The following is a 26,407-nucleotide window of genomic DNA, read 5'->3' on the forward strand; positions in this document are numbered from 1 at the left end:
CCGCCATTGCCACTCCAGGATGAGTTAGATGTCCGACCATGTCGTCCCGCACTTCCACAACGATGCCGGTGTCCCCGTCATCGAGATCGGCTCGCAAGAGTTCATGTGCGTGGGCGCCAACCCTCCGTTCGACCATCCCCACGTCTTCCTCGACCTCGGCAACGACAACGAGATCATCTGCCCCTACTGCTCGACGCTGTACCGCTTCGCTGCCGACCTGAAGCCGGGCGAAGCCCGTCCGCCGGAATGCGTCCTGAAGGACAAGGTGGCCTGACCGCGTCCATCGGTCAGGGGTGGCGCTCTCCCGAACGATTGTCATCGCCGGTGCCGGCATCGGTGGACTGACGGCCGCGCTCGCGCTCGCAGCCCGCGGCTTTCGCATCGTCGTGCTGGAGAAGGCCGAGCGGCTCGAGGAAGTCGGCGCCGGCCTGCAACTCTCCCCCAATGCCAGCCGCGTGCTGGTCGCGCTCGGCCTCACCGAGCGTCTCAAGCTGCGCGCCGTCGTCCCGGAGGCGGTCTCGATCATGAGCGCGCGGGCCGGCGGCGAGCTGCTGCGCATGCCGCTCGGTGAAGCCGCTTCGGCGCGAGCCGGCGCGCCCTATTGGGTGGTGCACCGCGCCGACCTGCAATCGGCGCTGGCCGGCGCCGTTGCCGATCATCCCGACATCGACCTGAAGCTGGGCGCGACCTTCGAAGACGTCGCGCCTCATGCCAAGGGGCTCACGGTGGTCCATCGCAGCGGCACGATCCGCCGCAGCGATCTCGCCAGCGCGCTGATCGGCGCCGACGGGATCTGGTCGACGGTGCGCCAGCATCTTTTTCCCGAGGTGCAGCCGCGCTTCTCCGGCTTGATCGCCTGGCGGGGCACGCTGGATGCCACGCAACTGCCGAAGGACTACACCGCGCGCCGGGTACAGCTGTGGATGGGCCCGAACGCCCATCTCGTCGCCTATCCGATCGCGGGCGGACGCCAGATCAATGTGGTCGCGGTGCTGCCCGGTACCTGGAACAGGCCGGGCTGGAGCACGCCCGGCGATCCGCTGGAGGTGATGGATGCCTTCGCCGCGCCGCGCTGGCCGGCCTCGGCGCGCATGATGCTCGCCACGGTCGACAGCTGGCGGAAATGGGCGCTGTTCGGCGTGCCCGATGGCTGCCCCTGGAGCAAGGGTCCGGTGGCGCTGCTCGGCGATTCCGTGCACGCGATGCTGCCTTTTGCAGCCCAGGGCGCCGGCATGGCGATCGAGGATGCCGCCGTGCTCGCCCGGCACCTCAGCTTTGAAGCCGCCGAGAGCACGGCGGGCATCAGTGCTGCGCTGACGCAATATGGCCGTGCCCGCCAGGCGCGGGTGCGGCGGGTGCAGCGGACCGCGCGGCAGCAGGGCCGCATCTACCACCTCAGCGGACCGCTTGCGGCCGCGCGCGATCTTGCGATCCGCGCGCTCGGCCCGGACCGCATGCTGGCGCGGCAGGACTGGATTTACGGCTGGCGGTCCTGATGCGAAGCGCCGCGGGCGCCGCGCCTCAGCGCGACGCTTTGCCGGATTTCGAAGCGGGCTTGGCGAACGCCGCAGGCGATAATTGCGTGGCAGGCGGCGTCGCCTCGGGCGGCGATTCCCGGCACCTGTTGCGGCGCCAGGCCTCCTCGGCCATTTGCGACGACCCGCGCACGGCGACATAGTCGTTGCGATAGGCGAGCTCGGACACCACGGCGCCACCGGCCCCGGTCTCGGCCTTCTCCATCAGCCCACGCAACTCGTCGGTGCGTTTGGCGAGCGCCTTGCGCTCAGCCTCCAGCTGCTTGCAGTCGTACAGTTCGTATTTGGCGGGATCGGCAAAGGCCGGCGCGACCGTCTCGGTCATGCTGGCGCAGCCGGACAGCGCGGCGCCGGCCGCAAGCAGCGCGAGGAGCGCGCCGAAGCCGCGCGGCGATGTGAAGAACGAAGCAGCCATGCCGGATGAATAGTCCCCGTGGATTGAGAATGCCTAAAGCAACAACAGATGTCCGGATTGAGGCTTTGCCTTGTGCGCCCGGCTCGCTTAAGGAAGAGCCGTCCCTCCGGGCCCGCGAAACGCGCCAATTCCAGACGGCCGGAGATGGACTTAAGTGTTTGATCTCGTTGGATCAAGCGGGCATGGCGGAATTGGTAGACGCAAGGGACTTAAAATCCCTCGGCGCGCAAGCGCTGTGCCGGTTCGACCCCGGCTGCCCGCACCACGAGATCTGGTGTCGTTCGGCGCCGATCACACGATGCTCGCCTGGCTGCAAGTGACCTGCTTCCCATGGGGCTTGTTGCAGACCCCGGGCACTCTGACTTGATCCGGTTCGAAACTATGGACGGGCTCGCCCGCGCATTTGCAGATGGTCAGGCTCTTGGCGAGGTGGCCGGCGAATGCTTCGGACGAGGTCACGATCACCGCCCCCTCGGGGCCGATCTCCTCGACGAGGTAGCGCGGCTCCTTGCCACCGTCCCTGGCCACCAGGAGCGAGCGAAATCGATCCTCTTCCGGGAAAGTCAACGACGGCCGCGATCCCGGTGGTCCAAACCTGTCGGTTGCCGTGACTGGAGGTGCTCCCAACGCAACTCTCGGGAGGGTCGGCTTCACCTCGCCGATTTCAACGCTCTTCGGGTCCTTGCCCGCATCAAGCGCCTCATTCATGGCTTCGAAGATGTCACCGGCAGTGACGACCCTCGATCCATGACCGTCGCCGATGACCACGGCTCTCGTTCCGGCCTTGATCTTGTCGAGCGCCTCCGGAAGTGAAAGCGTCGGCTTCACGCGCCCCAAAACAATCCGCTGCATCGAAAGCCCCTCCCGGAACTCACCGCTGTCACGATCGAAACGTTCTGCGCCGCCGACGACGTCAGCTCACGCCGGGCCTACTTCAAAACCTTTTTTCGCCCATTGCCGGATGCGCTCCTCCGAGACTTCGAAATGCATGGAGTCGCGGAAGCAGACGCCCGAACCAGCCCGCCTTGTTGAACTGCGGAATCCTGGTGGCGGGCTCCGCCTGCCGACCGTGTCGGATTTTTTCGATGATGTTTTCGCCTTCTGCTTACCGGCCATGCAATCCTCCGGCAGCCGCCACGACCGGCGGCCTTCAAAAAAATGTTCAGCAATCAGCGCAACGTGTAATCGCAACTTCCGGCAATAATCGTCATTAGTACGGCGCCGCCAAGGCGTCGTCAACCTCAGCGTGTTATACGATCTCGCGCACCACCGGTCACGCTTCGGTGTAAGCGCCCTCGCCCGGCGCGACTCCGCCCATCGGCCGCGCGAGCCGTCAACTTTAAGGCGATGACGCCTCACATGTCCTTGAGAAATGGGGCGCTCGCTGCTAACCCGGGCGAGAACGAGGCGCAGGCTCCATGGCTCAAACTTCCTTTCCCGCCCAGTCCACGAAGGAAAGCCTGAAAGTCGGGGCCGACACGTATTCGAGCGCGATCGCCGACGCGCAGAACTACATGAACTGGGTGATCGACCAGTTTCGCCCCTACCTGAAGGGCGCGATCGTCGAGGTCGGGTTCGGGCATGGGCTCTACAGCAGAGTGCTCGGAGAGCTTGGCGAGTATTGTGGCGTGGACCACGACCGCGAAAGCGTCGAACGCGCCGCGAAGGCGATGCCCGATCGCAAGTTCGCCGTCTGCGACATTCTGGTCCGCGATCAGCTGAGTTCCCTGTTACCCCAAGGCGTCGATGCGGTCTTCACCATCAACGTGCTCGAGCACATCGAGGATGACGCCACCGCAATTGCCAATCTGGTGCAGGTGCTCAAGCCCGGAGGCCATCTCCTGATCAGCGTTCCGGCTTTGATGCTGCTCTACAACGATCTCGATCGCCTGGCAGGACATTGCCGCCGCTACACCACGGCACGTCTCGCCAGGCTGCTCGCCGATCAACCGGTCGAGCTGATCCGGCTGAACTACTTCAATCCGATCGGCGGGCTTGGGTGGCTTGCCAATCGCCTGAAGCGACATCAGTCGCTGAACGATGCCGCCGTCAACGGGCAGATCGCCCTGTTCGACAAATATGCCGTGCCGCTGTCGCGGGCGCTCGATCCGCTCTCGCGAAGCTTCTTCGGGCAATCCGTCACCTGTATTGCACGCCGCTTATGATCTCAGTCGTCATTCCTGCGCTCAACGAGCGCAACGGCATCGTCGAAACCATCGGTCGAGCCAAGGCGGCTCTCGACGGCGCTCAGCTCACCCCCTACGAGATCATCATCGTCGACGATGGTTCGGCCGACGGCACCGGCGAGCTTGCCGAACAGGCCGGTGCAAAGGTGCTCAGGCATCCCCACAACATCGGCTATGGCCGCTCGCTCAAGGATGGAATTCGCGCCGCATCCTACGACACCATCGTCATCAGCGATGCGGATGGCTCTTACCCGATGGAAGCGATCCCGGCGCTCGTCGCGCGCTTCAACCAGGGCTTCGACATGGTCGTCGGCGCCCGGACCGGGCCCAATTACCGCGAGTCGATGCTGAAGTCGCCGTTGCGTGCAATCCTCAAGGCGATCGTCGAATTCACCGCCAACCGCGAGATCCCCGACATCAATTCCGGCTTGCGGGTGTTCGGCAGGCAGGTCGCGATCTCCTATTTCGACCATGTCAGCGACCTCTTCAGCTTCACGACATCGCTGACGCTCGCCTACATGATGAACGCGAAGTTCGTCGACTATATCGACATCGACTACAAGGAGCGGATCGGCCGCTCCAAGGTGAACCTGTTCCGCGACTCCATTCGGACCCTGCAATACGTCCTCGAGGCCTGCACCTACTACAATCCGCTCAAGATCTTCGTGCTGCTGGCGATGATGTGCATGGCGCTCGCGCTGGTCTCGCTGGTCGGCGGCATCATCCTGCAGCTCGTCAGCGCCTTCGTGCTCGGCGTCGGCGCGATCCTGCTCAGCATCCTCGTCGTCGCCATGGGACTGCTCGCGGTGCTGCTGAAGCAGATCATGAATCAGCGACCATGACCTCCCGCGGCGAGCGAACGCGATGTGCGGCATAGCGGGCATCTTTCATCGTGACGGTCGGCCCGCCGACGGCCGCGCGGTTGCGGCGATGTCGGCTGCACTGGTCCACCGCGGGCCGGACGGCGAGGGCAACTGGCTGGACGGCCCCGTCGGCCTCGCCCACCGCCGGCTCGCCATCCGCGATCTCTCCGAGGCCGGGCACCAGCCGATGCTCGATTCATCCGAGCGCATCGTCGTCACCTACAACGGAGAGATCTACAACGATCACGAGTTGCGCAGCGAGCTCGAGCGATCCTTCGGCGTCCGCTTTCGCGGCACCTGCGACACCGAGATCATCCCTTACGCTTATCTCGCCTGGGGCGAGGCGATGTTCGAACGCCTGGAGGGCTTTTTCGCGATCGGCCTGTGGGACCGGCAGGAGCGCCGCCTGATCCTGGCGCGCGACGGCATCGGGATCAAGCCGCTGTATTATTCCGAAAGCAGCAGCCGCGTCCTGTTCGCAAGCGAGATCAAGGGACTTACGGCGAGCGGTGACGTCGCCGCGCGGATCGATCCGGTGGCCCTGCACACCTATCTCGCAGCGGGCCATCCTGGAACGCAACAGAGCCTGTACCAGGACATCAAGCAGCTCCCGCCCGGCACGATGATCGGATTTACCGAGCGCGAGCGGACCGAGCGGCGGTTCTGGCGGCCGGTGCGCGCGCCCGTGATCCGCGACCTCGACGAAGCCGTTGTCCGGCTGCAATCGACGATCGAGACGGTGGTGAAGAGCCAGATGGTGAGCGACGTGCCGCTCGCCGTGTTGCAGAGCGGCGGCATCGACAGTTCGCTGATCAGCCTCACGCTCGGCCGGCTCGGCCTGAAGCCGCCGCTGTTCACGGCCGGCTTCACCGAGAAAAGCCATGATGAAACCGCGGTGGCGCAGCAGATCGCGACCGCCGCCGGCCTGTCGCTCAACGTCATCGACGGGGAAGCGGGCGAGGATGCCGAGGCTGCGCTGCGGGCGGTGGTCTATCATTTCGACGGCCAATGCGCCGACACGGGCGCGCTCGGCTTTTATCATCTGGCGGGTGCAGTCCGCCGGCATTCCACCGTGGTCCTGTCCGGCGACGGCGGCGACGAATTCTTCGCCGGATATGAAACCTATGCCGCGACCATGATGGCTAAGCGCGCGCGCCAATTCGTTCCGCGCAGCCTTGCCGGCCTGACCGGACGCCTCGCCTATGCCTCGGTGCGCGGCAACGAGAAGCGGCTTCCGGCGGCGGCGCAACTCGCCCGCTTCGCACTCGGGCTCAGCGAAGCCGGCAACAGCCCTCATCTGCAATGGCGGCGGCTGGTTCCCCGCTTTCTCGCCGAGAAGATCTATGACAACGGGATGGCCGATCTTGCATCGGCCGACCCGTTCGCGGAATACGCCGGATATTATTCGGAGCCGCATGACAACGTGCTGGATCGGGCGCTGATCGCCGACCAGCGCTTCCATCTGCAAAGCGTCCTCACCAAGGTCGATGCCATGAGCATGGCGCACGGTCTGGAAGTGCGCGTGCCGATCCTCGACCGACGGGTCATGGACCTCGCCGGCAGCCTCGACGTCTCGCTGCTCAATCCCTGGCCCAAGGGCGCGCCGAAATATGTGTTGCGCAAACTCGCCGAGCGCCTGGGCATGCCGCGCGAGGCCGCATGGTCGCGCAAGCGCGGCTTCAACGTGCCGATCGCCCAACTGATGCGACGCGGCGGGCTGCGGCCGATCTGCGACCGGGTGCTCGGCCGCGAGGCTGATGTTTTTGCGCCCCTCCTGAAACCGGAGGCGATCCGGCTGCTGTGGAATGCGCATCGCGAGGCCAGGAGCGACAATGCGTTCGCGCTGTGGCCGATCCTGACGCTGGGCATCTGGTTGACGGGGCTTGCCACCCCCTCGGCGCGCCGAGCATAGGGAGCGGACGCATGCCGGACCTGAAGGACCAGACGATCAGCGATTTCGGCGAGCAATGGACCGCGTTCCGCGAGAACCCCGGCTATTACGGCTCGGCGGACCTGCTTGCCGATCTGTTCGGTCCGTTGCTTTCGCTCGACGAGGTCAAAAGCAAGCGGATCGCCGACATCGGGAGCGGCACGGGGCGCATCGTCAACATGCTGCTCGATGCCGGAGCGGATCGCGTCGTCGCGGTCGAACCCTCCGATGCCATGCTGGTCCTGAAGGACAACACGGTGGCGCGCGCGGAGCGCATCGACTATCTGCAGGTGCCCGGCGACCGGTTGCCGCCCGATCTCGGGCTCGACTATGTGGTTTCGATGGGTGTGCTGCATCACATCCCCGAACCGGCGCCGGTGGTTCGTGCGGCCTACGATGCGTTGCGCCCCGGCGGACGCTGCATCGTCTGGCTCTACGGCCACGAAGGCAACGAGACCTATCTGTCGCTAGCGATCCCGCTGCGCAAGCTCACCGTCCTGCTGCCGCACCGGCTGCTGGTGGTGCTGTCGCATGGTCTGGAATGGATCTTGACGGCCTATATCGGGCTGTGCCGTATATTGCCGCTACCGATGCGGTCCTACATGCGTTCGGTGCTGGCGAAGTTTCCGCGCAGCGTTCGCCGCTTGACCATCTACGACCAGCTCAATCCCGCCTACGCGAAATACTACACACGCGCCGAAGCGGAGGCGCTGCTGTCGGATGGCGGATTTGGGGATGTGAGGCTCTACCACCGCCACGGCTATAGCTGGACCGTGTCCGGCACCCGGCCCGCCTGACCGGCGTCGAGCAGCAGCACCCAGAACAACATCAGCGCGCTGAAGAGCAGGATGAAACTGTCGTCCAGGGAGCTCCCCACGATCGAGATCAACGAGGGCATCAGGAGACCGACGGTGAGCGCGGCGGCGAGCGCCGTGGCCGAAAGATCGACCAGCAGGATCGCGGCATAGAGCGCGAGTTCGAAGAAGGCATATTCCTTGAGGCGCGGCGAGCTGAGATAGAGCGCAAACATCGCCAGCGCCGTGACGCGCATCGCCACGCGGGGGTGATCCATCAGCCAGCGATCCAGCCGCCCGGGAAGCGAGCCTCCTCCGTGCGCCGGCCGCTTCCCGATCAAGCGCAGGACGGACAGGGCGAACGGTCCGAGCACCAGCGCGGTCGCGGCGACTGCATAGGTTGCGAAGATCGCCGGCTTGCTATCGATCAGGCCCACATGGCCCATCAGATCCCGCGCCAGCAGCAGCAGTGACGGATTGCTCTCGAACAGTTCGACGAGGTGCTGGTCGGGAATCTTTCCGGCCATCGCAAGCTGCCAACTCGCGAACAGATCGGGGTAGGCCAGCCACGATATCAGGATCGGCAAGGCGAAGCTGAACACAGCCATCGCGATCAGCGTCAGCTTGCGACCGCGCGGCAGCGGCAGGAAGTACAGCGCGGCCAGCACTGGAAAGAACACCAGCTTGAACGACATCACGAGGCCGAGCAGCGCGGCGCCGGCGAGGCGCGACGGAAAGCTGCTGTCCTCCGACGACCCGGATGTGGGCAGAGAAAGCAGGAGCCTCAGCGCGATCGCGGTCAGCACGCCGCTCAGGATCGCGAAATTGCCCGACGCCTGCACCCATTCGAAACCGACGAAGGCGCCGAGCGTGCAGAGCACCCTGAGCCCGACGTCGCGAGCGCTCGGGCGCTTTCGGCCATGCCCCTGGAAACCAAGACCTGGCAAGACAAGTCCTGGCAAGACAAGACCTGGCAAGAGGAGGCCGCAGAGCACGGCGAGGACGGGAAAGATAGCTTTGTGATGAGCGACCAGAATGCCGCCCGCGCAGAAAGGACGGAAGGCCTCCAGCGTCACCGGCAGATAGGGGTAAGAGAGCTTGGTGCCCTTCAGGTTCTTGACGAAGTAGGGATCGAGCCCGCCGGCATAGGCGTCCACCGCCGCGCAATTGACGCGGGTATCCCAGCCATATCTCACATCGAGCACGGCGTCGTTGGCGAGATTGCCAAGCACCAAGAGCGCGGTCAGTGCGATCAGGCAGGCAAGCCAGATGTTTCGCCTCGAAGCCGTGTCGGCCGAGGGCTCCAACCATCGTGCTGTACCGGTGACATCAGACACAATCGGATACCTTGTCTGTCTGCTTCTCGCGGCGCCAGCGGCGCCTCGTCGATCGGCCGCCACAGTGGACAGGAGGCGTTTCCGTTTCATCCCGCGCGGCCGACCTGCCCCGCCGGCCGCCGATCTTTAGGGAGGGATAGTGAATCACTGGTTTCCGGGCCTGAGCCGAATCCGCGGGTCGGCTCGCGCGGGGTCGGTCTCCTCACCAATTCTTGTCCGCCCCTCCTCCGCCTGCCAGCCATCCCGAAACATGGGTTGTGCAACGCAACATGAGCGATGGATAAAGTCGCTCAATTTCAGAGGTGAGCTTCTTGTCTGACGTCAATGCCGACGATTGGGTGTCCTCGGGACACCGTCCGATGAGGTTTCCGGAATTCGTCATCGTGATCGCGTCCATCATGGCGCTGAACCCGCTTGCGATGGACATGATGCTGCCGGCACTGCCCAATATCGGAGCAGCCTTCAAGATTCCCGTTGCGAACCATCTCCAGCTGGTGCTGTCGACCTTCCTGATCGGCTTCGGCGCCGGCCAGTTCGTCATGGGCCCGCTGTCCGACCGCTTTGGCCGCCGGCCGGTGCTGCTCGGCGGCATGGCTGTCTATGCGGTGGCGAGCGTGCTGGCGGTCGCGGCACCCTCGTTCGAGACGCTGCTGCTGGCGCGCGCGCTGCAGGGGCTCGGCACCGCGGCGACACGCGTGATCGCGACCTCGATCGTGCGCGACTGCTATGCCGGCCGCCGCATGGCGAGCGTGATGTCGCTTGCCATGATGGTGTTCATCGCGGTGCCCGTGATCGCCCCCTCGTTCGGACAGGCGGTGCTGCTGGTGACGGCGTGGCGCGGCATCTTCGTGGTGCTGATGCTGTACGGCCTGCTCGCGCTCGCATGGAGCGTGTGGCGGCTGCCGGAAACCCTTCCCGAGTCGGAACGCCGGTCGCTGGCGCCCGCCGACGTCCTCGCCGCTTTCCGCCAGACCGTGACCAATCGCCAGACCATCGGCTATGCGATCGCCGCCGGCAGCGTCATGGGTGCGCTGTTTGCCTACGTGTTCTCGGCGCAGCAGGTGTTCACCGGCATCTATCATCTCGGCCATTATTTCCCGCTTGCCTTTGCGGCGGTCGCAGCCGGCGTTGCCATCGCCGGCTTCCTCAATTCGCGGCTGGTCGGGCGGCTCGGCATGCGCGCGATCTCGCACGGCGCGCTGACGCTCTATGCCGTCATCGCCAGCGTCATGCTGGTCACCGAAATCCTGAACGTGCTACCGCTCGCGCTGTTCATGGCACTGTCGGCGCTCATGATGTTCTCGTTCGGCATGATGGTCGCCAATTTCACTGCGCTCGCCATGGAGCCGCAGGGCCACATCGCCGGCACTGCTTCCTCGCTCTACGGCTCGATCACGACGCTGATCGGAATCGTGGTCGGCATAGCGATCGGACAGAGCTTCGACGGCACACTGATGCCGTTCTCGGTCGGCTTCTTCCTGTCGACGATCGCTGCGCTCGCGATCGTGCTGGTGGTGGAGAAGGGACGGCTGTTCAAGCCGCATCATCGCAGCGCCACCTGAGGAACTTGTCGCAGCTCCTGATGTTGTACCGCAGCAATCGAGAGGATGGCGAGATGGAACAAGAGACCAGAGAGGATCGGCCCGGGCGGGAGATCGAACAACCCGCCCGCCGGCGCCCATGGTCCGAAGATCGGCCGGGCAGCAGCCTGCCATTCGCAAGTGAGGGGCTTGAGCAGGTGCGCGGCAGCCACTGCTAGACCAAATCCAGGGATCGCTTCAAAAAAACGGCGCCGCGGTCAGACCCGCGGCGCCGTTCGCATTCACACGCAGGCGTCCGGCCTACTCAGTCTTGTCGATGTTCCAGAAAATCGGCGTCGCCGGGCCGTCGATCACGCCGGTGAGCGACTTCCGCCACGCGCTCGGCGCCTGATACTGGCCGAGCGGGATGTAGATCACCTGGTCGTAGGCTTCTTTCTGTATCTCGGTCGCGATCTTCTTCTGAGCATCGAGTGAGCCAGCGCGGACGAAGTCGTCCTTGAGCTTCTCGATCTTGGCGTCCTCCGCCCAGCCGAACCAGCCGCCCTTCTTGCCCTGGCCGCCAATCGAGAGATTGGAGATCGGGTTGGACACGTCGGCGCTGACCCAGTTGGTGAAGAACATGTTCCAGCCGCCCTCCTTCGGGGGCTTCTGGCTCGCGCGGCGGCTCACCACCGTCTGCCAGTCGGTCGCCTGCAGGTCGACCTTGAAGCCGGCCTCACGCAGCAGCTGGGCCGCCACGATCGGCTGAGCCTTCAGCGTCGTGACGTCGCCCGGCGCCATGATCACGACCGGTGTCCCATCATAACCGGACTCGGCGAGCAGCTTCTTGGCTTCCGCCATGCCGTTGCCCTTGACCAGCGATTCGGAACCGACGTCGGTCGCGAAAGGCGTGTCGCAGATGAAGAAGGCGCCGCAGATCTTGTAGTATTTGGGGTTGCCGATGAGTGCGTCGAGCACGTCCTTCTGGTTCATCGCCAGAAGCGCTGCACGGCGGATCTTCACATTGTCGAACGGCGGATAGAGGAAGTTCATGCGTCCGAGCGTCTGGAAGCCGAACTTGTTCAGCACCTGGACGTTGAGGTCCGGGTTGCCTTCGAGAACCGGAACGAGGTCGAACGACGGGTTCTCGAGGAAGTCGATGTCACCCGATTGCAGCGCGTTCACCGCGGTCTGCGCGTCCGGCATGGTGACCCATTCGACGCGGTCGACCTTCACGACCTTGCCGCCCGCGGTCCAACTCGCCGGCTCCTTACGCGGCACGTAGTCAGTGTTCTTGACGTAGACCGCCTTCACGCCCGGCTGGAATTCCGATGCCACGAACTTGAAGGGGCCCGAGCCGATCTGTTCGGGAATCTGCTTGTCCGGCGGCGTTTCGGCGAGGCGCTTCGGCATCATGAAGGCGACGCGCGACGACGGCTTGCCGATCGAGTCGAGCACCAGGCCGTAAGGCTCCTTCAGCTTCAGCGTAATGGTCTTGGGATCGGTTGCCTCGATGCTGGCGGTGAACTGCATCATCTGCTGGCCCATGCCGTCGACCGCGGCCCAGCGCTTGAGCGAGGCGACGCAGTCTTCCGCCGTCACCGGCGCGCCATCATGCCACTTCAGGCCATCGCGCAGCGTGAAGGTGTAGGTGAGCTTGTCGTCGGAGATCTTCCAGTCCGCCATCTGCGGCTGAATCTTGAAATTCGAATCCGTCGTAATCAGCGTGTCGTAGACCATGTAGCCATGGTCACGCGTGATGTAGGCGGTGGTGAAGATCGGATCGATGATGCGCAGATCCGAATGCATCACCGCGGTGATGGTCTTGCCGGCCGCAAGCACCGGCGAGGCGAACGCCGTTGAAAGCGCGACGACAGACAGCGCGAGTTTGGAGGCGAACGCGCGAGACCCCCGGCGCATGAAGTGCAACATAAAAAGTTTCTCCTGACGTGAAACTGTTCAAAGGCGGGCTATTGATTGAGCATTTGGTTCGTTCTTTGGGCGAACTAACCTCATGCAGCGCCTTTATCTTTCGAGACTTGCAGACCGTGCCGAGCGCGTCAATCCGGTTTCGCTGCAGGCCCAGGCGGCAAGCGCACAGGCTCCACAAAGATCGGTTTGGCTCTACAACACTCTCCACTCGTCCCGACCGCGGCAATGCAATACGCGTTCCATCTTCCGAAGCTTGAGAGACATTGAGATGAATCCAGCCAATCTTCCTTTCGATTCCGAGACCATGCTCGAAGGCCTGCGCACCTGGGTCGAATGCGAAAGCCCGACCTGGGACGCCGGGGCCGTGAATCGCATGCTCGATATCGCAGCGCGGGATATGGCGATCATGGGTGCGACGATCGAGCGCATCGCGGGCCGGCAGGGCTTCGGCGGCGTGGTCCGCGCGCGCTTTCCCCATCCGAAGCAAGGCGAGCCCGGCATCCTGATCGCCGGACACATGGATACCGTCCATCCGGTCGGCACCATCGAGAAGCTGAAATGGCGGCGCGAGGGCAACAAGTGCTATGGCCCCGGCATTTACGACATGAAGGGCGGCAACTACCTCTCGCTGGAAGCGATCCGGCAACTGGCGCGCGCATCCTTCACCACGCCGCTGCCGATCACGGTGCTGTTCACGCCGGACGAGGAAGTCGGCACGCCCTCGACACGCGACATCATCGAAGCCGAGGCCGCGCGCAACAAATACGTGCTGGTGCCGGAGCCCGGCCGCGCCGACAACGGCGTCACCACCGGACGTTACGCCATCGCACGTTTCAATCTCGAGGCGACGGGCCGGCCGAGCCACGCCGGCGCGACACTGTCGGCGGGACGCTCGGCGATCCGCGAGATGGCGCGGCAGATTCTCGCCATCGACGCCATGACGACGGAGGACTGCACCTTCTCGGTCGGCGTCGTGCATGGCGGGCAATGGGTCAATTGCGTTGCCACGACCGCCACCGGCGAAGCGCTCTCCATGGCCAAGCGGCAGGCCGATCTCGACCGCGGCGTGGAGCGGATGCTGGCGCTGTCGGGCACCAACAATGACGTCACCTTCAAGGTGACACGCGGCGTGACGCGGCCGGTGTGGGAGCCGGACGCGAGCACGATGGCGCTCTACGAAAAGGCGTGCGCTATCGCCAAGTCGCTCGGCGCCGAGCTGCCGCATGCGAGCTCCCCTGGCGGCTCCGACGGCAACTTCACCGGCGCAATGGGGATCCCTACGCTCGACGGCCTGGGCGTGCGTGGAGCCAATGGCCACACGCTGGAGGAGTATATCGAGGTCGAGAGCCTGGTCGAGCGCGGCCGCCTGATGGCGGGACTACTGGCGACTCTCGCGTGATCGAAGCGCCTGTGCACTGCACAATACCGTGGCAGCCGAGGGCGAAATTTAGCCTTGTCTAAAAATGAGGCGCATCGTACTGCTCGATGGTCCACGCGACGACGCGGGAGAGATCGCAAAGCGGGTTTTGGCCTTCTTTGCGGCGCCGACGGAGCAACCGCCCCGGAAACTCTCAGGCAAAAGGACCGTATCGTCAGGACGATCTGGAGAGAGACGGCATGACGGATCTGGTCGTGACGTCCACCGAAGGGGATAGTCCGGAGCTGACTTCTTGGGGTCGGTGCCGGATCAAGCTCTCAGGTAACCGTGACAGATGGGGCGCCGCCAACGGCCTTTCGGCCAGCGGTTAGCCGTCTTTAACTCACGGGAGCCCCGAACCTATCATGACCCATATCGCGATCATCGGCGCCGGCATCACCGGCGTAACGACTGCCTATGCCCTGCTCGAACGCGGCTACAAGGTGACGGTGCTCGACAAGCACCGTTACGCCGCGATGGAGACCTCGTTCGCCAATGGCGGACAGCTCTCCGCCAGCAATGCCGAAGTGTGGAACAGCGCCGCGACGATCCTGAAAGGCCTGCGCTGGATGTTCCGGCGCGATGCGCCATTGCTGATGAACCCGCGGCCGAACTGGCACAAATATTCGTGGATGAGCGAGTTCGTCGCCAACATCGGCAACTATCGCGCCAACACCATCCAGACGACGCGCCTCGCGATCGAAGCCCGCAAGCATCTGTTCGAGATCGCGGCACGCGAAGGCATCGAGTTCGATCTCGAACGCCGCGGCATTCTCCACATCTACCACGACAAGAAGGGTTTCGAATCCGGCCTGCGCGTCAACGCGCTGTTGCAGGAGGGAGGCCTCGATCGCCGCCCGGTGACGGCGGAGGAGATCCGCAACATCGAACCGACGCTGCGCAAAGAGTATTACGGCGGCTTCTTCACGCCCTCGGATGCGACCGGAGACATCCACAAATTCACGCGCGGACTTGCCGAGGCCTGCAAGCGTCGTGGCGCGACCTTCGTCCACGAAGCCAACATCGATTCGATCGCCCCAGCCGGCGCCGGCTACGTCATCGGCTGGGCTGATCTTGCGGCAAGCGATGCAGCCGTATCCGCGCGTGGCATGCTGAAGGTGGACGGCGTCGTGGTCTGCGCCGGCGTGGCGAGCCGCCACTTCGCCACTCTGCTCAACGAGCGCGTCAACGTCTATCCGGTGAAGGGCTACTCGATCACCGTGCAGCTCGATACGGCTGCAAGCCGCAACGCGACCCCGACCGTCAGCCTGCTCGACGAGGCCGCCAAGATCGTCACCAGCCGGCTCGGCGCCGACCGCTTCCGCGTGGCCGGCACGGCCGAATTCAACGACTTCAACCGCGACATCCGCGCCGACCGCGTGCAACCACTGGTCGACTGGGTGCGCAGCAACTTCCCCGACGTCGAAACGTCGCGCGTCGTGCCATGGGCCGGATTGCGGCCGATGATGCCGGACATGATGCCGGTGGTGCGCGCGGGCCGGCTGCCGGGCGTGTTCTTCAACACCGGCCATGGCCATCTCGGCTGGACGCTGTCGGCCGCAACCGCGCAGATGATTGCCGCCACCATCGACGGCTGGCGCGGGCTCAACGCACCGTCGACCGTGCCCGCGCTCAGGGGCGAGCACGAGCTACGCCGTGCATCCTGAGTGGTCCCGATCGCACGCAGGGCGGCCCCTTGCTACCGCCCTGCCCTTGGCACACTATTTGCCCCGCAAGGGACGGCTTTTCCGGATGACAGGCGCGCATGATAGATACGACAGATCCGACGGTGGCCTCGCGGCCACCCAAGTTCCGAAGCCGGAGATAGGTGTATGCTAGGTTATCTCATTCGTCGCGTTCTGGCCGCGGTGCCCGTGATGGGCGTCGTCGCGCTGTTCGTGTTTCTGCTGCTGCGGCTGACGCCGGGTGATCCCGCCGCGATCCTCGCCGGCGACAACGCCACCCCGGAGCGGCTGGAGCGCATCCGCACGTCGCTCGGCCTCAACGAGCCCCTGATCGTGCAGTTCATCACCTGGGTGAACAAGCTGCTGCACGGCGATCTCGGGACCTCGCTGATCTCCAACCTGCCCGTCATGAAGATGATCGGCCAGCGCGTCGAGCCCTCGATCTCGATCGCGCTGTCGACCATCATCCTCGCCGTCATCGTCGCCGTTCCCTTAGGCGTGATCGCGGCGTGGAAGCACGGCACCTGGATCGACCGTTTCGTGATGGGGCTGTCGGTGCTCGGCTTCTCGGTGCCCGTGTTCGTGGTCGGCTACATCCTGATCCAGGTGTTCGCGATCGATCTGCGCTGGGTTCCGGTGCAGGGCTTCAAGAGCATCAGCGCCGGCTTCGGGCCGTTCTTCGAGCGCATCATCCTGCCGACCTGCGCGCTCTCCTTCATCTACGTCGCGCTGATCGCGCGCATGACGCGCGCGGCAATGCTCGACGTGCTCGGCGAGGATTACGTCCGTACCGCACGCGCCAAAGGCATCAACGAGGTCGCCGTGATGATGCGGCATGCGCTGCGCAACGCGGCCGTGCCTGTCATTACCGTGATCGGCACCGGTTTTGCGCTCCTGATCTCGGGCGTCGTCGTCACGGAGAGCGTGTTCAACATTCCCGGCATCGGGCGTCTCACCGTGGATGCGGTGCTGGCGCGCGACTATCCGGTGATCCAGGCGATGATCCTGCTGACGTCGCTGATCTATGTCGTCGTCAATCTTCTCATCGACGTCGCCTACACCCTGCTTGATCCCCGGATCCGGTACTGAGGCAAGGATTTAAGGACAAACATGTCGGTCGATACCCTTCCCCAGTCGTCCATTCCGATCACGTCGCCGCTGCGGCCGCGCTTCGGATTCCTGACCTCGACGCCGATCATCGCCATGGCGACGATCCTGCTCACGCTGATCGTGCTGATCTCGATCCTCGCGCCGCTGATCGCGCCGCATGATCCGATCCAGCTCGCGCCGTCGCAGCGATTGAAGCCGGCGTCCGCGCAGTTCCTGCTCGGCACCGATGCCTATGGCCGTGATCTGGCTTCGCGCGTCCTCTATGGCGGCCGCATCTCGCTTCTGATCGGAATCGGCTCGGCGGTCCTCTCGATCGTCATCGGACTCGCGATCGGCCTCGTCTCCGGCTTCTTCAAGCTGGTCGACGCGGTGCTGATGCGGGTCATGGACGGCTTGATGGCGATGCCGAGCATCCTGCTCGCGATCGCCGTGGTCTCACTGTCAGGCGCCAGCATCTGGACGGTGCTGATCGCGATCACCATCCCGGAGATTCCACGCGTGGCGCGCCTGGTGCGCTCGGTGGTGCTGTCGGCGCGCGAGGAGCCTTATGTGGAAGCGGCGATCTCGGTCGGCTCGTCCTTGCCGAAGATCATGTGGCGGCACCTGATGCCGAACACCATCGCGCCGCTGATCGTCCAGGGCACCTACGTCTGCGCGAGCGCCATCCTCACCGAGGCGATCCTCTCCTTCCTCGGCGCCGGCATCTCGCCGGAAACGCCGACCTGGGGCAACATCATGGCCGAGGGCCGCCAGTACTTCCAGATCAAGCCGTCGCTGATCTTCTGGCCGGGCCTTCTGCTCTCGATCGCCATCCTCAGTATCAACCTGATCGGCGATGCCGCCCGCGACGCCCTCGATCCGCGCATGAAGCAGCGGGAAGGCAAGTGATGACCGATAAAGTGATGACCAACACCATCCTCGACATCAACAACCTCGTGGTCTCCGTCGGCAGGAAGCCGGGCGGGCCAAAGATCATCGACGGCATCTCGATCCAGGTCCGCGAGCGCGAAACGCTGTGCCTCGTCGGCGAAAGCGGCTCGGGCAAGTCGGTGACCTCGCTCACCACTATGGGCCTGTTGCCGAAGGGAACGCTGGTGCCCACCGCCGGCAGCGTCAAGCTGGTCGGCGAGGAGATCCTCACCGCGACCGACCGCCGCCTGCGCCAGCTTCGCGCCACGCAGATGGCGATGATCTTCCAGGAGCCGATGACCGCGCTCAATCCGGTGGTGCCGGTCGGCCGCCAGATCGACGAGGTGCTGCGCGCGCACACCAGTCTCGACGCCAGGGCGCGCAAGAAGCGCATCCTCGAGATGATGGAGCAGGTGCGCCTGCCCCAGGTCGAGCGCATCTTCGCCTCCTATCCGCACCGCCTCTCCGGCGGCCAGCGCCAGCGCATCATGATCGCGATGGCGCTGGTGCTCGAGCCGAAGCTGCTCATTGCCGACGAGCCGACCACCGCGCTCGACGTCACCACGCAGAAGCAGATCCTGACCCTGATCCGCGACCTCCAGCGCGATCACGGCACCGCCGTGCTGTTCATCACCCACGACATGGGCGTGGTGGCCGAGATCGCCGACCGCGTCGCCGTGATGCGTCAGGGCCGGCTGGTCGAGACCGGCCCGCTCGAGACCGTGCTGCGCAATCCGACCATGGAATACACCCGCAATCTGCTCGCGGCGGTGCCGAGCCTGGTGCCGCGGGCGCCGCGCGAGGACAGCCGCGAGCCCGTGGTGCTGGAAGCCAACGAGCTCAGCAAGGTCTACAAGGAGCGCGCGTTCTTCGGCAAAGGCCGCGAGGTCGTCGCCGCCGACAAGGTGACGCTGACGCTGCGCAAGGGCCGCACGCTCGGCATCGTCGGCGAAAGCGGCTCCGGCAAGTCGACGGTGGCGCGCTGCATCGTCCGCCTGATCGATCCGACCTCCGGCGGCGTGCGCCTCGCCGGCCGCGAGATCGCCGACATCTCACGTCGCCTGCTGCAACCGCACCGGCAGAAGATCCAGATCGTGTTCCAGGATCCCTACCGCTCGCTTAACCCGCGCGTCACCGTCGGCGAGAGCATCGCCGAAGGCCCGATCAATTACGGCGTCGCGCATGCCGACGCGATGAAACGCGCTCGCGAGCTGCTCGAGCTGGTCGGCCTGCCGGCCGACGCCGTGTCGCGCTATCCGCACCAGTTCTCCGGCGGCCAGCGCCAGCGCATCGCCATTGCCCGTGCGCTCGCGCTCGATCCCGACGTGCTGGTCGCGGACGAAGCCGTCTCGGCGCTCGACGTCTCGGTGCAGGCACAGGTGCTGGACCTCTTGGACGAGATCCAGAATCGGCTCGGCATCGCGATCCTGTTCATCACCCACGATTTGCGCGTCGCCGCCCAGATCTGCGACGAGGTCGTGGTGATGCAGCACGGCCGCGTCGTCGAGCAAGGCCCAGCCGCCGAGGTGCTGACGCATCCGAAAGAGGCCTACACCAAAGCGCTGCTGGAAGCTGCGCCGGGGCGGGACTGGGATTTTGCGAACTTCCGGCCTGTGGCGGAAGGCGTGGGAGCGACGGCGTAACTTTCTCGGCCGTCATTCCGGGGCATCGCGAAGCGATGAGCCCGGAATCCATCGCGCCGCGATCTGTGTCGCACGAGGGATTCCGGGCTCGCGCCAAGTGGCGCGCCCCGGAATGACTGTGGAGCAGCATTCCCAAAACAGCTTGACCCTATGCGCGGTGCGATTGCTTCCCGCCTTGCCCTCGCCGCGACGCCGGGGCTAACGTCGCGCACTCTTGATTGATTGGACTGAACTGAATGACACGCATCGCCGTCGGCGGCTTCCTGCACGAGACCAACACCTTCGCTCCCACCAAAGCGACCTTCGCCGACTTCCAGCATGGAGGCGGCTGGCCGGGGATGACTGAAGGCGCCGACGTCCTGAAGGTGATGCGCCGCATCAATGTCGGCCTTGCCGGTTTCGTCGACGGCGCAGAGGCCAATGGCTGGGAACTCGTTCCGACGATCGCCTGCGGTGCAAGCCCGTCGGCGCACGTCACCCGGGATGCCTTCGAGCGCATCGTCAAGGTGATGGTCGATGGCATCGCGGCCGCCGGCCCGCTCGATGCGGTCTATCTCGATCTGCACGGCGCCATGGTGACCGAGCATCTCGACGACGGCGAAGGCGAGATCCTGGCGCGCGTGCGCCGCGTCATCGGCAAGGACGTTCCGCTGGTCACCAGCCTCGACCTGCACGCCAACGTCACGCCCGAGATGATGGAACACGCCGACGCGCTGATCGCCTACCGCACCTATCCCCATGTCGACATGGCCGAGACCGGCCGTGCCTCTGCAAGGCATCTCGCTCTTCTGCTGAACACGAAGCAGCGCTTCGCAAAGGCGTTCCGGCAATTGCCGTTCCTGATCCCGATCAGCTGGCAATGCACCAACGACCAGCCGACCAAAGGCATCTACGAAAAGCTCGCCGCCTTGGAGACCGACGCGGTTCCGACGCTGTCTTTCGCACCGGGCTTTCCCGCCGCCGATTTCCGCGACTGCGGCCCGAGCGTGTTCGCCTACGGCAAGACGCAAGAGGACGCCGATCGCGCGGCGGATGCGATCGTCAAGCTGATCGAAAGCCACGAGGACGATTTCGACGGCAAGATCTGGTCGCCCGACGACGGCGTGCGGCACGCCATGGAACTTGCGAAGGGCGCGAGCAAGCCGATCATCATCGCCGACACCCAGGACAATCCCGGCGCCGGCGGCGATTCCGACACCACAGGCATGCTGCGCGCACTGGTCCGCAACAGAGCGAGTGCGGCGACCGGCGCGATCTACGATCCGGTCTCGGCCAAGGCCGCGCATGACGCCGGCGTCGGTGCCACCGTGACGCTGTCGCTCGGCGGCAAGTCCGGCATTCCCGGCGACGAACCCTATACCGAGACCTTCGTGGTCGAAAACCTCTCCGACGGCCGCTTCATCGCGCCCGGCCCGTACTATGGCGGCCGCGAGATGGAGATGGGCCCCTCAGCTTGCTTGCGCATCGGCGACGTCCGAATCGTCGTCTCCTCGCACAAGGCGCAACTCGCCGACCAGGCGATGTACCGCTATGTCGGCATCGAGCCGACCGAGCAGAAGATTCTGGTCAACAAGAGCTCGGTGCATTTCCGCGCCGATTTCGAGCCGATCGCGGAGAAGCTGATGATCTGCGCCGCCCCCGGCGCGATGCCGGCCGACACCGCCGCCCTGCCCTGGACGCGCCTGCGGCCAGGCATCCGCATCAAGCCGAACGGCTCCGTTTTCACGCCTCCCTCACGCTAACCGGACAGAGAGACATGCCCACGATCGACCGCATCGACGGTTACGCCGACGAGCTCACCGCCATCCGCCGCGACCTGCACGCCCATCCCGAGATCGGCTTCGAGGAAGTGCGCACCTCCGGCATCGTCGCCGACAAGCTGAAGAGCTGGGGCATCGAGGTGCATCGCGGCCTCGGCGGCACCGGCGTGATCGGCGTCATCAAGGGCAAGGGTTCGGGCAGCAAGCGCATCGGGCTGCGCGCCGACATGGACGCGCTGCCGATGGAAGAGAACACCAATCTGAAGTGGAGCTCGAAAATCCCCGGCCGCTTCCACGGCTGCGGCCATGACGGCCACACCACCATGCTGCTCGGCACCGCGCGCTACCTCGCCGAGACCAAAAACTTCGACGGCACCGTACATTTGATTTTCCAGCCGGCCGAGGAAGGTCTCGGCGGCGCCCGCGCGATGATCAAGGACGGCCTGTTCGAGAAGTTCCCCTGCGACGAGCTGTACGGCCTGCACAACGCGCCCGACCTCAACCACGGCGAGATCGCGATCCTGCCCGGCCCGGCGATGGCCAGCGCCGACTTCTTCGACCTGCGCATCACCGGCTACGGCGCGCATGGCGCGATGCCGGAGCGCTCCAAGGACGCGGTGATCATCGCGACCACGCTGGCGCAGGCGATCCAGACCATCGTCAGCCGCAACGTCGAGCCGCTCCAGGCCGCCGTCATCTCGATCACGCAGATCCATGCCGGCTCGGCCTACAACGTCATCCCCGGCGACGCGCATCTTTGCGGCACCATCCGCACCTTCTCGAAAGAAGTCCGCACTCTGATAGCGGAACGCATCCGCACGATCTGCGCCGGCATCGCGAGTGCCTATGAATGCGTGATCGACGTCGACATCCGCGACACCTTCGACGTGCTGATCAACCAGGTCGAGCAGTCCAAGGTGGTCGAGGAAGTCGCGCGCACTATCGTCGACCCCGCCAACGTCATCACCCGCGCCCAGCCCAAGATGGGCAGCGAGGATTTCGCCGACATGCTGCAGACCATTCCCGGCGCCTATTTCTGGGTCGGCCATGACGGCTCGGTGCCGGTGCACAATCCCGGCTTCGTGCTCGACGACAAGATCCTGCCGATCGGCGCCAGCATGTTCGCCCGCATCATCGAGACCCGCATGCCGGTTGGTGCTCATGCCTAAGAAGAGCGTTGAAGAGGCGGTCACCTCGCTGCACGATCTGTCCGCGGTCGATCTGATCGCGGGCTATCGCGCCAAGCAATTCTCGCCCAGCGAGGTGCTGGAGGATTTGCTCGCGCACGTCGCTGCGTGGGAACCGCATCTGAAGGCGCTCTATGCGTTCGATCCGGACGGCGCGCGCGAGGCCGCCAAGGCCTCGACTGCGCGCTGGACCGGCGGCGAGCCGTCCGGTGCGCTCGACGGCGTACCCGTGACGGTGAAGGACAACATCGCGACCAAGGGCGTGCCGGTGCCGCTGGGCGCCGCCAGCGTCAAGCTCGTCCCGGCCGAGAAGGACGCCCCGCCCGCCGCGCGCCTGCGCGAGGCGGGCAGCATCATCTTCGCCAAAACCACCATGCCGGACTACGGCATGCTGTCCTCCGGGCTCTCCTCCTTCCACGCACTCGCGCGCAACCCCTGGGACCTCTCCAAGAATCCCGGCGGCTCCAGCGCAGGCGCTGGCGCTGCGGCCGCGGCCGGCTATGGACCGCTGCATCTCGGCACCGACATCGGCGGCTCGGTCCGCCTGCCCGCGGGCTGGTGCGGCCTCGTCGGATTGAAGCCGAGCTTCGGCCGCGTGCCGATCGATCCGACCTATGTCGGCCGCGTCGCCGGCCCCATGACCCGCACGGTCGACGATTGCGCACTAATGATGAGCGTGATCGCAAAGCCCGACCGGCGCGACGGCATGAGCCTGCCGGCCGAGCCGCTGAACTGGAAGGGCCTGGAGAAATCACCGCGCAAGCTACGCATCGGATTGATGCTCGATGCCGGCGTCGGCCTGCCCGCGGAAAGGTCCGTTCGTGAGGTTGCGGTGAAAGCTGCAAAGGCATTCGAATCTGCTGGCGCCGTCCTCACCGAGATCGACGGCATCCTGACGCGCGAGATGCTCGACGGCCTCGACAATTTTTGGCGGGCCCGCATGTGGGACGATCTGTCGAAGCTGACGCCGGCCGAACAGGCCAAGGTGCTGCCCTATATCTTCGAGTGGGGCGCATCCGGCGCGAAGCTGTCGGGCGTCGATGTCATCCGCGGCTTCAACCAGACCATGGCGATCCGCGCGGCGGCGTCAAAGCTGTTCTGCGAACTCGATTATTTGATCTCGCCGACCGCGCCGAACGTGAACTATTCGGCGGAATGGGCCTCGCCCACCAACGATCCGATGAGGCCGTTCGAACACATCTGCTATACCGTGCCGTGGAATATGTCGGAGAACCCCGCCGTCTCCGTCAACGGCGGCTTCGACGCCAAGGGTTTCCCCATCGGCGTGCAGATCGTCGGTCGCCGCTTCGACGATATCGGCGTGCTCGGCATGGCCAAGGCGTTTGAGGGCCTGCGCGGAGCGCAGAAGCCCTGGCCCAAGCCGCCGGCGAAGTAGGCATTCTGTCATGGCCGGGCTTGTCCCGGCCACCCACGGTCTCGTACCGGCCGCCACATGCCCAGTCCGCGCAAGACGGACGGTGACGACCATGCATGACGTCACTTCGAGACAGAATTCAAGGCAAGGAAGGAAACCACCATGGCGTATGAGACGATCAAATACGAGGTCGCGGAGCAGATCCTCACCATCACCCTCAACCGGCCCGACAAGCTCAACGCCTTCAACGCGCAGATGCAGGCAGAGCTGATCGACGCGTTCGAGGCTGCCGACAAGGACGACAACGTCCGCGCCATCATCGTGACAGGCGCCGGCCGCGGTTTTTGCGCGGGCGCCGATCTATCGTCAGGTGCTGATACCTTCGATCGTGACGCCCGGCGCGGACCGGTGAAGCGCTTCGCCGACGGCAAGGTGGACTACAGCGATCCGCAGGTGCGCGACGGTGGCGGCCAGGTGACCTTGCGCATCTTCAAATGCCTCAAGCCGGTGATCGCCGCGGTGAATGGCCCTGCCGTCGGCATCGGCGTCACCATGCAGCTCGCCATGGACATCCGCATCGCCTCTGATGCTGCACGCTTCGGTTTCGTGTTCTCCCAGCGCGGCATCGTGCCGGAGGCGGCATCGAGCTGGTTCCTGCCGCGCATCGTCGGCATCTCGCAGGCGCTGGAATGGTGCTATTCGGGCCGTGTCTTCCCAGCCCAGGAAGCCCTCGCCGGCCGCCTCGTCAGCAAGGTCGTTGCCCCCGATGATCTGCTGCCAACCGCCCGCGCGCTCGCCAAGGAATTCGCGGCCAAGACCGCACCTGTGTCGGTCGCGCTGATCCGCCAGATGATGTGGCGCATGATGGGCGCCGACGATCCCATGGAAGCCCATAAGGTCGACAGCCGCGGCATCTACGCCCGCGGCCGCTCCGGGGACGTCAAGGAAGGCGTGGTGTCGTTCCTGGAGAAGCGACCGGCGCAATTCAAGGACAAGGTGTCCAGCGACATGCCGGACTATTTCCCGTGGTGGAGCGAGCGGGAATATAAGTGATCCTCTCGTAGGATGGGCAAGCGAAGCGTGCCCACGCACTTTTCGCGATCGAGAGACATGGTGGGCACGGCGCAAGAGCGCCTTTGCCCACCCTACGGCACCGTCACTCCATCACCAGCGCCACGCGCCCGATAGCCTTGCGGTCGAGCAAGAGCCGCATCGCCTTCGCATAATCTTCCAGCGACAGACGGTGCGAAATGTTCGGGCGCAGCTTGCCCTCCTCCGCCCATTGCAGCAGCGCCTTGAGGCGCACCTGCCCGAGCGCCGGATTTTTCCGCACGGCCTCGCCCGCGCGCACGCCGAGGACGCTGGCGCCCTTGATCAGCAGCAGGTTGGTCTTGGCCGAGCCGATGCCGCCGGTGAAGCCGATCACCAGCAGCCGCGCGCCCCAGGCGATGCAGCGCATCGAGTCTTCGAAAACCTGGCCGCCGACGGGATCGAACACGACGTCCGCGCCGCGACCATCGGTGATGCGCTTGACGGCATCGCGAAACGGCTCGCGGTCATAGCGGATGAGATGATCAGCGCCGCGCGCCCTGGCGAGGACGAGCTTCTCGTCGCTGGAGGCGGTCGCGATCACGGTCGCGCCCAGCATCTTGCCGATCTCGACGGCGGCAAGGCCGACACCGCCACCGGCGCCATGGACCAGCAGCACCTCTCCCGGCTCGATCCGGCCGCGATCGATCAGCGCATGATAAGCGGTGCCGTGGCCGGCGAGATAGGTCGCGGCCTCGGCGTAGTCGAACGTCGATGGCATCGGCGTGAGCTGCGACGGCGTGACCACGGCCTCGTCAGTGAACGCGCCGTGCCGCATCTTGACGATGACCTTGTCTCCGACGGCTACACCTCTCGCCTCGGCGCCGATTTCGGTGACGTCACCGGCGGCTTCCATACCGGGCGTGAACGGCAGCTCGGGCTTGAGCTGATATTGGCCGGCGGCCATCAGCACGTCGGGAAAGTTCAGCCCGGCGGCACGGATCGCGACCCGCACCTCGCCCGGCCTCAGGGCGCGCGACGGAAACTCTTCCAGCCGCAAGGTTTCGGGCGCGCCGAGCGCGCGACAGACGACGGCGCGCACCATCAGGCCGCGCTCGCCTTGCTGCGCAACAGCGCATCCCGGATCAGCGGCAGCCGGTCATTGCCGAAATACATGTCGGTCTTGTTGACGAAGATCGTCGGCGAGCCGAAGCCGCCGCGGGCGACGACCTCTTCCGTATTCGCCTTGAGCTGATCCTTGATCGCTTGCGCCGAGATGCCGGCGAAGAATCCCTTCTCGTCGATGCCGATCCGCTTGCAGATCTCCGCGAGCACCGCGTCCTGCGAGATGTCCTTGTCCTCGCCCCAATAGGCCTCGAACACGGCCGTCGCGAACGGCACCATGTCCTTTCCGAGCCAGATGCAGCCGCGCATCGCCTTGACGCTGTTGACGGGAAACACGGTCGGCGGCATCTTGATCGCAAGGCCGGCCGAGCGCGCCCAGTCGGCGAGGTCCTTCTTCATGTAGCGCGCCTTCAGCGGCACCGGCGTCTCGCGCTGCGCATAGACGCTCGGATTGACCGTGTTGAAGATGCCGCCGACCAGGATCGGCCGCCAGACGATCTCGACATCCAATTCCCTGACGAGCGGCTGGATATTGTGGAAGGCGAGATAGGTCCAGGGGCTCGAGCAGTCGAAGAAGAATTCGATCATGGCGTTTCCTTTGTGACGGACCTCATCCTGAGGAGGCCGCGTAGCGGCCGTCTCGAAGGATGGCCAC

Annotated in this window: 23 protein-coding genes, 1 tRNA gene and 2 riboswitches; of the genes, 17 read left to right on the forward strand and 7 right to left on the reverse strand. The window is 65.1% G+C overall.

Annotation, left to right across the window (positions count from 1 at the left end):
* Positions 1–28 precede the first annotated feature (28 nt).
* Complete coding sequence (locus IVB24_RS27240; RefSeq protein WP_008562814.1) at positions 29–274, forward strand: zinc-finger domain-containing protein; 246 nt, start codon at positions 29–31, stop codon at positions 272–274.
* 19 nt (positions 275–293) lie between these two features.
* Positions 294–1,496: an FAD-dependent monooxygenase gene (locus tag IVB24_RS27245; protein ID WP_247769648.1), complete on the forward strand. Its 1,203-nt coding sequence runs from the start codon at positions 294–296 to the stop codon at positions 1,494–1,496.
* Between the two features lie 25 nt (positions 1,497–1,521).
* On the opposite strand, the gene IVB24_RS27250 is transcribed toward IVB24_RS27245, so the two are convergent.
* Positions 1,522–1,950, reverse strand: a complete 429-nt coding sequence (locus IVB24_RS27250) for a twin-arginine translocation pathway signal (RefSeq protein ID WP_140480324.1) — start codon at positions 1,948–1,950, stop codon at positions 1,522–1,524.
* Positions 1,951–2,126: 176 nt separating this feature from the next.
* Here IVB24_RS27250 and IVB24_RS27255 point away from each other — a divergent pair.
* Positions 2,127–2,215 (forward strand) — tRNA-Leu (locus IVB24_RS27255).
* A 26-nt stretch (positions 2,216–2,241) separates the two neighbouring features.
* On the opposite strand, the gene IVB24_RS27260 is transcribed toward IVB24_RS27255, so the two are convergent.
* The gene (locus IVB24_RS27260; RefSeq protein WP_140480325.1) at positions 2,242–2,802 is read right to left on the reverse strand and encodes a hypothetical protein; all 561 of its coding nucleotides are present in this window, start codon (positions 2,800–2,802) and stop codon (positions 2,242–2,244) included.
* Positions 2,803–2,868: 66 nt separating this feature from the next.
* Positions 2,869–3,066 carry a hypothetical protein gene (locus tag IVB24_RS27265; RefSeq protein WP_247769649.1) on the reverse strand — a complete coding sequence of 66 codons (198 nt, stop codon included), beginning with the start codon at positions 3,064–3,066 and terminating at the stop codon, positions 2,869–2,871.
* 302 nt (positions 3,067–3,368) lie between these two features.
* Here IVB24_RS27265 and IVB24_RS27270 point away from each other — a divergent pair, with 302 nt between their 5' ends.
* From IVB24_RS27270 to IVB24_RS27285, 4 genes are read left to right on the forward strand one after another with little or no spacing between them, the layout of a single operon-like run.
* A complete protein-coding gene (locus tag IVB24_RS27270; protein ID WP_247769650.1) occupies positions 3,369–4,115 on the forward strand; it encodes a class I SAM-dependent methyltransferase in 747 nt (248 codons plus the stop codon).
* Positions 4,112–4,978 carry a glycosyltransferase family 2 protein gene (locus tag IVB24_RS27275; RefSeq protein WP_247769651.1) on the forward strand — a complete coding sequence of 289 codons (867 nt, stop codon included), beginning with the start codon at positions 4,112–4,114 and terminating at the stop codon, positions 4,976–4,978. The genes IVB24_RS27270 and IVB24_RS27275 overlap by 4 nt, the downstream gene beginning before the upstream one ends.
* Before the next feature lie 22 nt (positions 4,979–5,000).
* Entirely contained in the window at positions 5,001–6,911 is a 1,911-nt protein-coding gene (asnB, locus tag IVB24_RS27280; protein ID WP_247769652.1) for an asparagine synthase (glutamine-hydrolyzing), read from the forward strand.
* Positions 6,912–6,922: 11 nt separating this feature from the next.
* Positions 6,923–7,726 carry a class I SAM-dependent methyltransferase gene (locus IVB24_RS27285; RefSeq protein WP_247769653.1) on the forward strand — a complete coding sequence of 268 codons (804 nt, stop codon included), beginning with the start codon at positions 6,923–6,925 and terminating at the stop codon, positions 7,724–7,726.
* Here IVB24_RS27285 and IVB24_RS27290 read toward each other — a convergent pair.
* Complete coding sequence (locus IVB24_RS27290; protein ID WP_247769654.1) at positions 7,690–9,060, reverse strand: hypothetical protein; 1,371 nt, start codon at positions 9,058–9,060, stop codon at positions 7,690–7,692. The two genes, IVB24_RS27285 and IVB24_RS27290, sit on opposite strands and share 37 nt — an antisense overlap.
* 311 nt (positions 9,061–9,371) lie before the next feature.
* Here IVB24_RS27290 and IVB24_RS27295 point away from each other — a divergent pair, with 311 nt between their 5' ends.
* The gene (locus IVB24_RS27295; protein WP_247769655.1) at positions 9,372–10,622 is read left to right on the forward strand and encodes a multidrug effflux MFS transporter; all 1,251 of its coding nucleotides are present in this window, start codon (positions 9,372–9,374) and stop codon (positions 10,620–10,622) included.
* A 279-nt stretch (positions 10,623–10,901) separates the two neighbouring features.
* Here IVB24_RS27295 and IVB24_RS27300 read toward each other — a convergent pair whose 3' ends face one another.
* A complete protein-coding gene (locus IVB24_RS27300; RefSeq protein ID WP_094972151.1) occupies positions 10,902–12,512 on the reverse strand; it encodes an ABC transporter substrate-binding protein in 1,611 nt (536 codons plus the stop codon).
* 268 nt (positions 12,513–12,780) lie between these two features.
* Here IVB24_RS27300 and IVB24_RS27305 point away from each other — a divergent pair, with 268 nt between their 5' ends.
* The 9 genes from IVB24_RS27305 to IVB24_RS27345 all read left to right on the forward strand — a co-directional run bounded on the left by IVB24_RS27305 (position 12,781) and on the right by IVB24_RS27345 (position 24,651).
* Positions 12,781–13,911: a M20/M25/M40 family metallo-hydrolase gene (locus IVB24_RS27305; protein WP_247769656.1), complete on the forward strand. Its 1,131-nt coding sequence runs from the start codon at positions 12,781–12,783 to the stop codon at positions 13,909–13,911.
* Positions 13,912–14,005: 94 nt separating this feature from the next.
* Positions 14,006–14,109, forward strand: a riboswitch (glycine riboswitch).
* A 3-nt stretch (positions 14,110–14,112) separates the two neighbouring features.
* Positions 14,113–14,226: riboswitch (glycine riboswitch) on the forward strand.
* 68 nt (positions 14,227–14,294) lie between these two features.
* A complete protein-coding gene (locus tag IVB24_RS27310; RefSeq protein ID WP_140480333.1) occupies positions 14,295–15,596 on the forward strand; it encodes a D-amino acid dehydrogenase in 1,302 nt (433 codons plus the stop codon).
* Positions 15,597–15,761: 165 nt separating this feature from the next.
* Positions 15,762–16,703, forward strand: a complete 942-nt coding sequence (locus IVB24_RS27315) for an ABC transporter permease (protein WP_162308617.1) — start codon at positions 15,762–15,764, stop codon at positions 16,701–16,703.
* Positions 16,704–16,724: 21 nt separating this feature from the next.
* On the forward strand, positions 16,725–17,612 hold the full coding sequence (locus IVB24_RS27320; RefSeq protein ID WP_140480334.1) for an ABC transporter permease: 888 nt from the start codon (positions 16,725–16,727) through the stop codon (positions 17,610–17,612).
* A gap of 14 nt (positions 17,613–17,626) precedes the next feature.
* Positions 17,627–19,276: an ABC transporter ATP-binding protein gene (locus IVB24_RS27325; protein WP_247774182.1), complete on the forward strand. Its 1,650-nt coding sequence runs from the start codon at positions 17,627–17,629 to the stop codon at positions 19,274–19,276.
* Positions 19,277–19,512: 236 nt separating this feature from the next.
* Positions 19,513–21,018, forward strand: a complete 1,506-nt coding sequence (locus IVB24_RS27330; protein ID WP_247769657.1) for a M81 family metallopeptidase — start codon at positions 19,513–19,515, stop codon at positions 21,016–21,018.
* 14 nt (positions 21,019–21,032) lie between these two features.
* Entirely contained in the window at positions 21,033–22,205 is a 1,173-nt protein-coding gene (locus IVB24_RS27335) for a M20 aminoacylase family protein (RefSeq protein WP_094972156.1), read from the forward strand.
* On the forward strand, positions 22,198–23,619 hold the full coding sequence (locus IVB24_RS27340) for an amidase (protein WP_247769658.1): 1,422 nt from the start codon (positions 22,198–22,200) through the stop codon (positions 23,617–23,619). The genes IVB24_RS27335 and IVB24_RS27340 overlap by 8 nt, the downstream gene beginning before the upstream one ends.
* Before the next feature lie 141 nt (positions 23,620–23,760).
* Positions 23,761–24,651, forward strand: a complete 891-nt coding sequence (locus tag IVB24_RS27345; protein WP_094972157.1) for a crotonase/enoyl-CoA hydratase family protein — start codon at positions 23,761–23,763, stop codon at positions 24,649–24,651.
* Positions 24,652–24,754: 103 nt separating this feature from the next.
* Here the strand turns inward: IVB24_RS27345 and IVB24_RS27350 are convergent, their stop codons facing one another.
* Positions 24,755–25,732 (reverse strand): NADPH:quinone oxidoreductase family protein, encoded by a 978-nt coding sequence (locus IVB24_RS27350; protein ID WP_247769659.1) that lies wholly within the window; start codon positions 25,730–25,732, stop codon positions 24,755–24,757.
* Positions 25,732–26,340 (reverse strand): 2-hydroxychromene-2-carboxylate isomerase, encoded by a 609-nt coding sequence (locus IVB24_RS27355; RefSeq protein ID WP_247769660.1) that lies wholly within the window; start codon positions 26,338–26,340, stop codon positions 25,732–25,734. The genes IVB24_RS27350 and IVB24_RS27355 overlap by 1 nt, the downstream gene beginning before the upstream one ends.
* Positions 26,341–26,407: the final 67 nt, after the last annotated feature.

The sequence above is a fragment of the Bradyrhizobium sp. 192 genome (genome assembly GCF_023100965.1).
Lineage (GTDB): Bacteria > Pseudomonadota > Alphaproteobacteria > Rhizobiales > Xanthobacteraceae > Bradyrhizobium > Bradyrhizobium symbiodeficiens.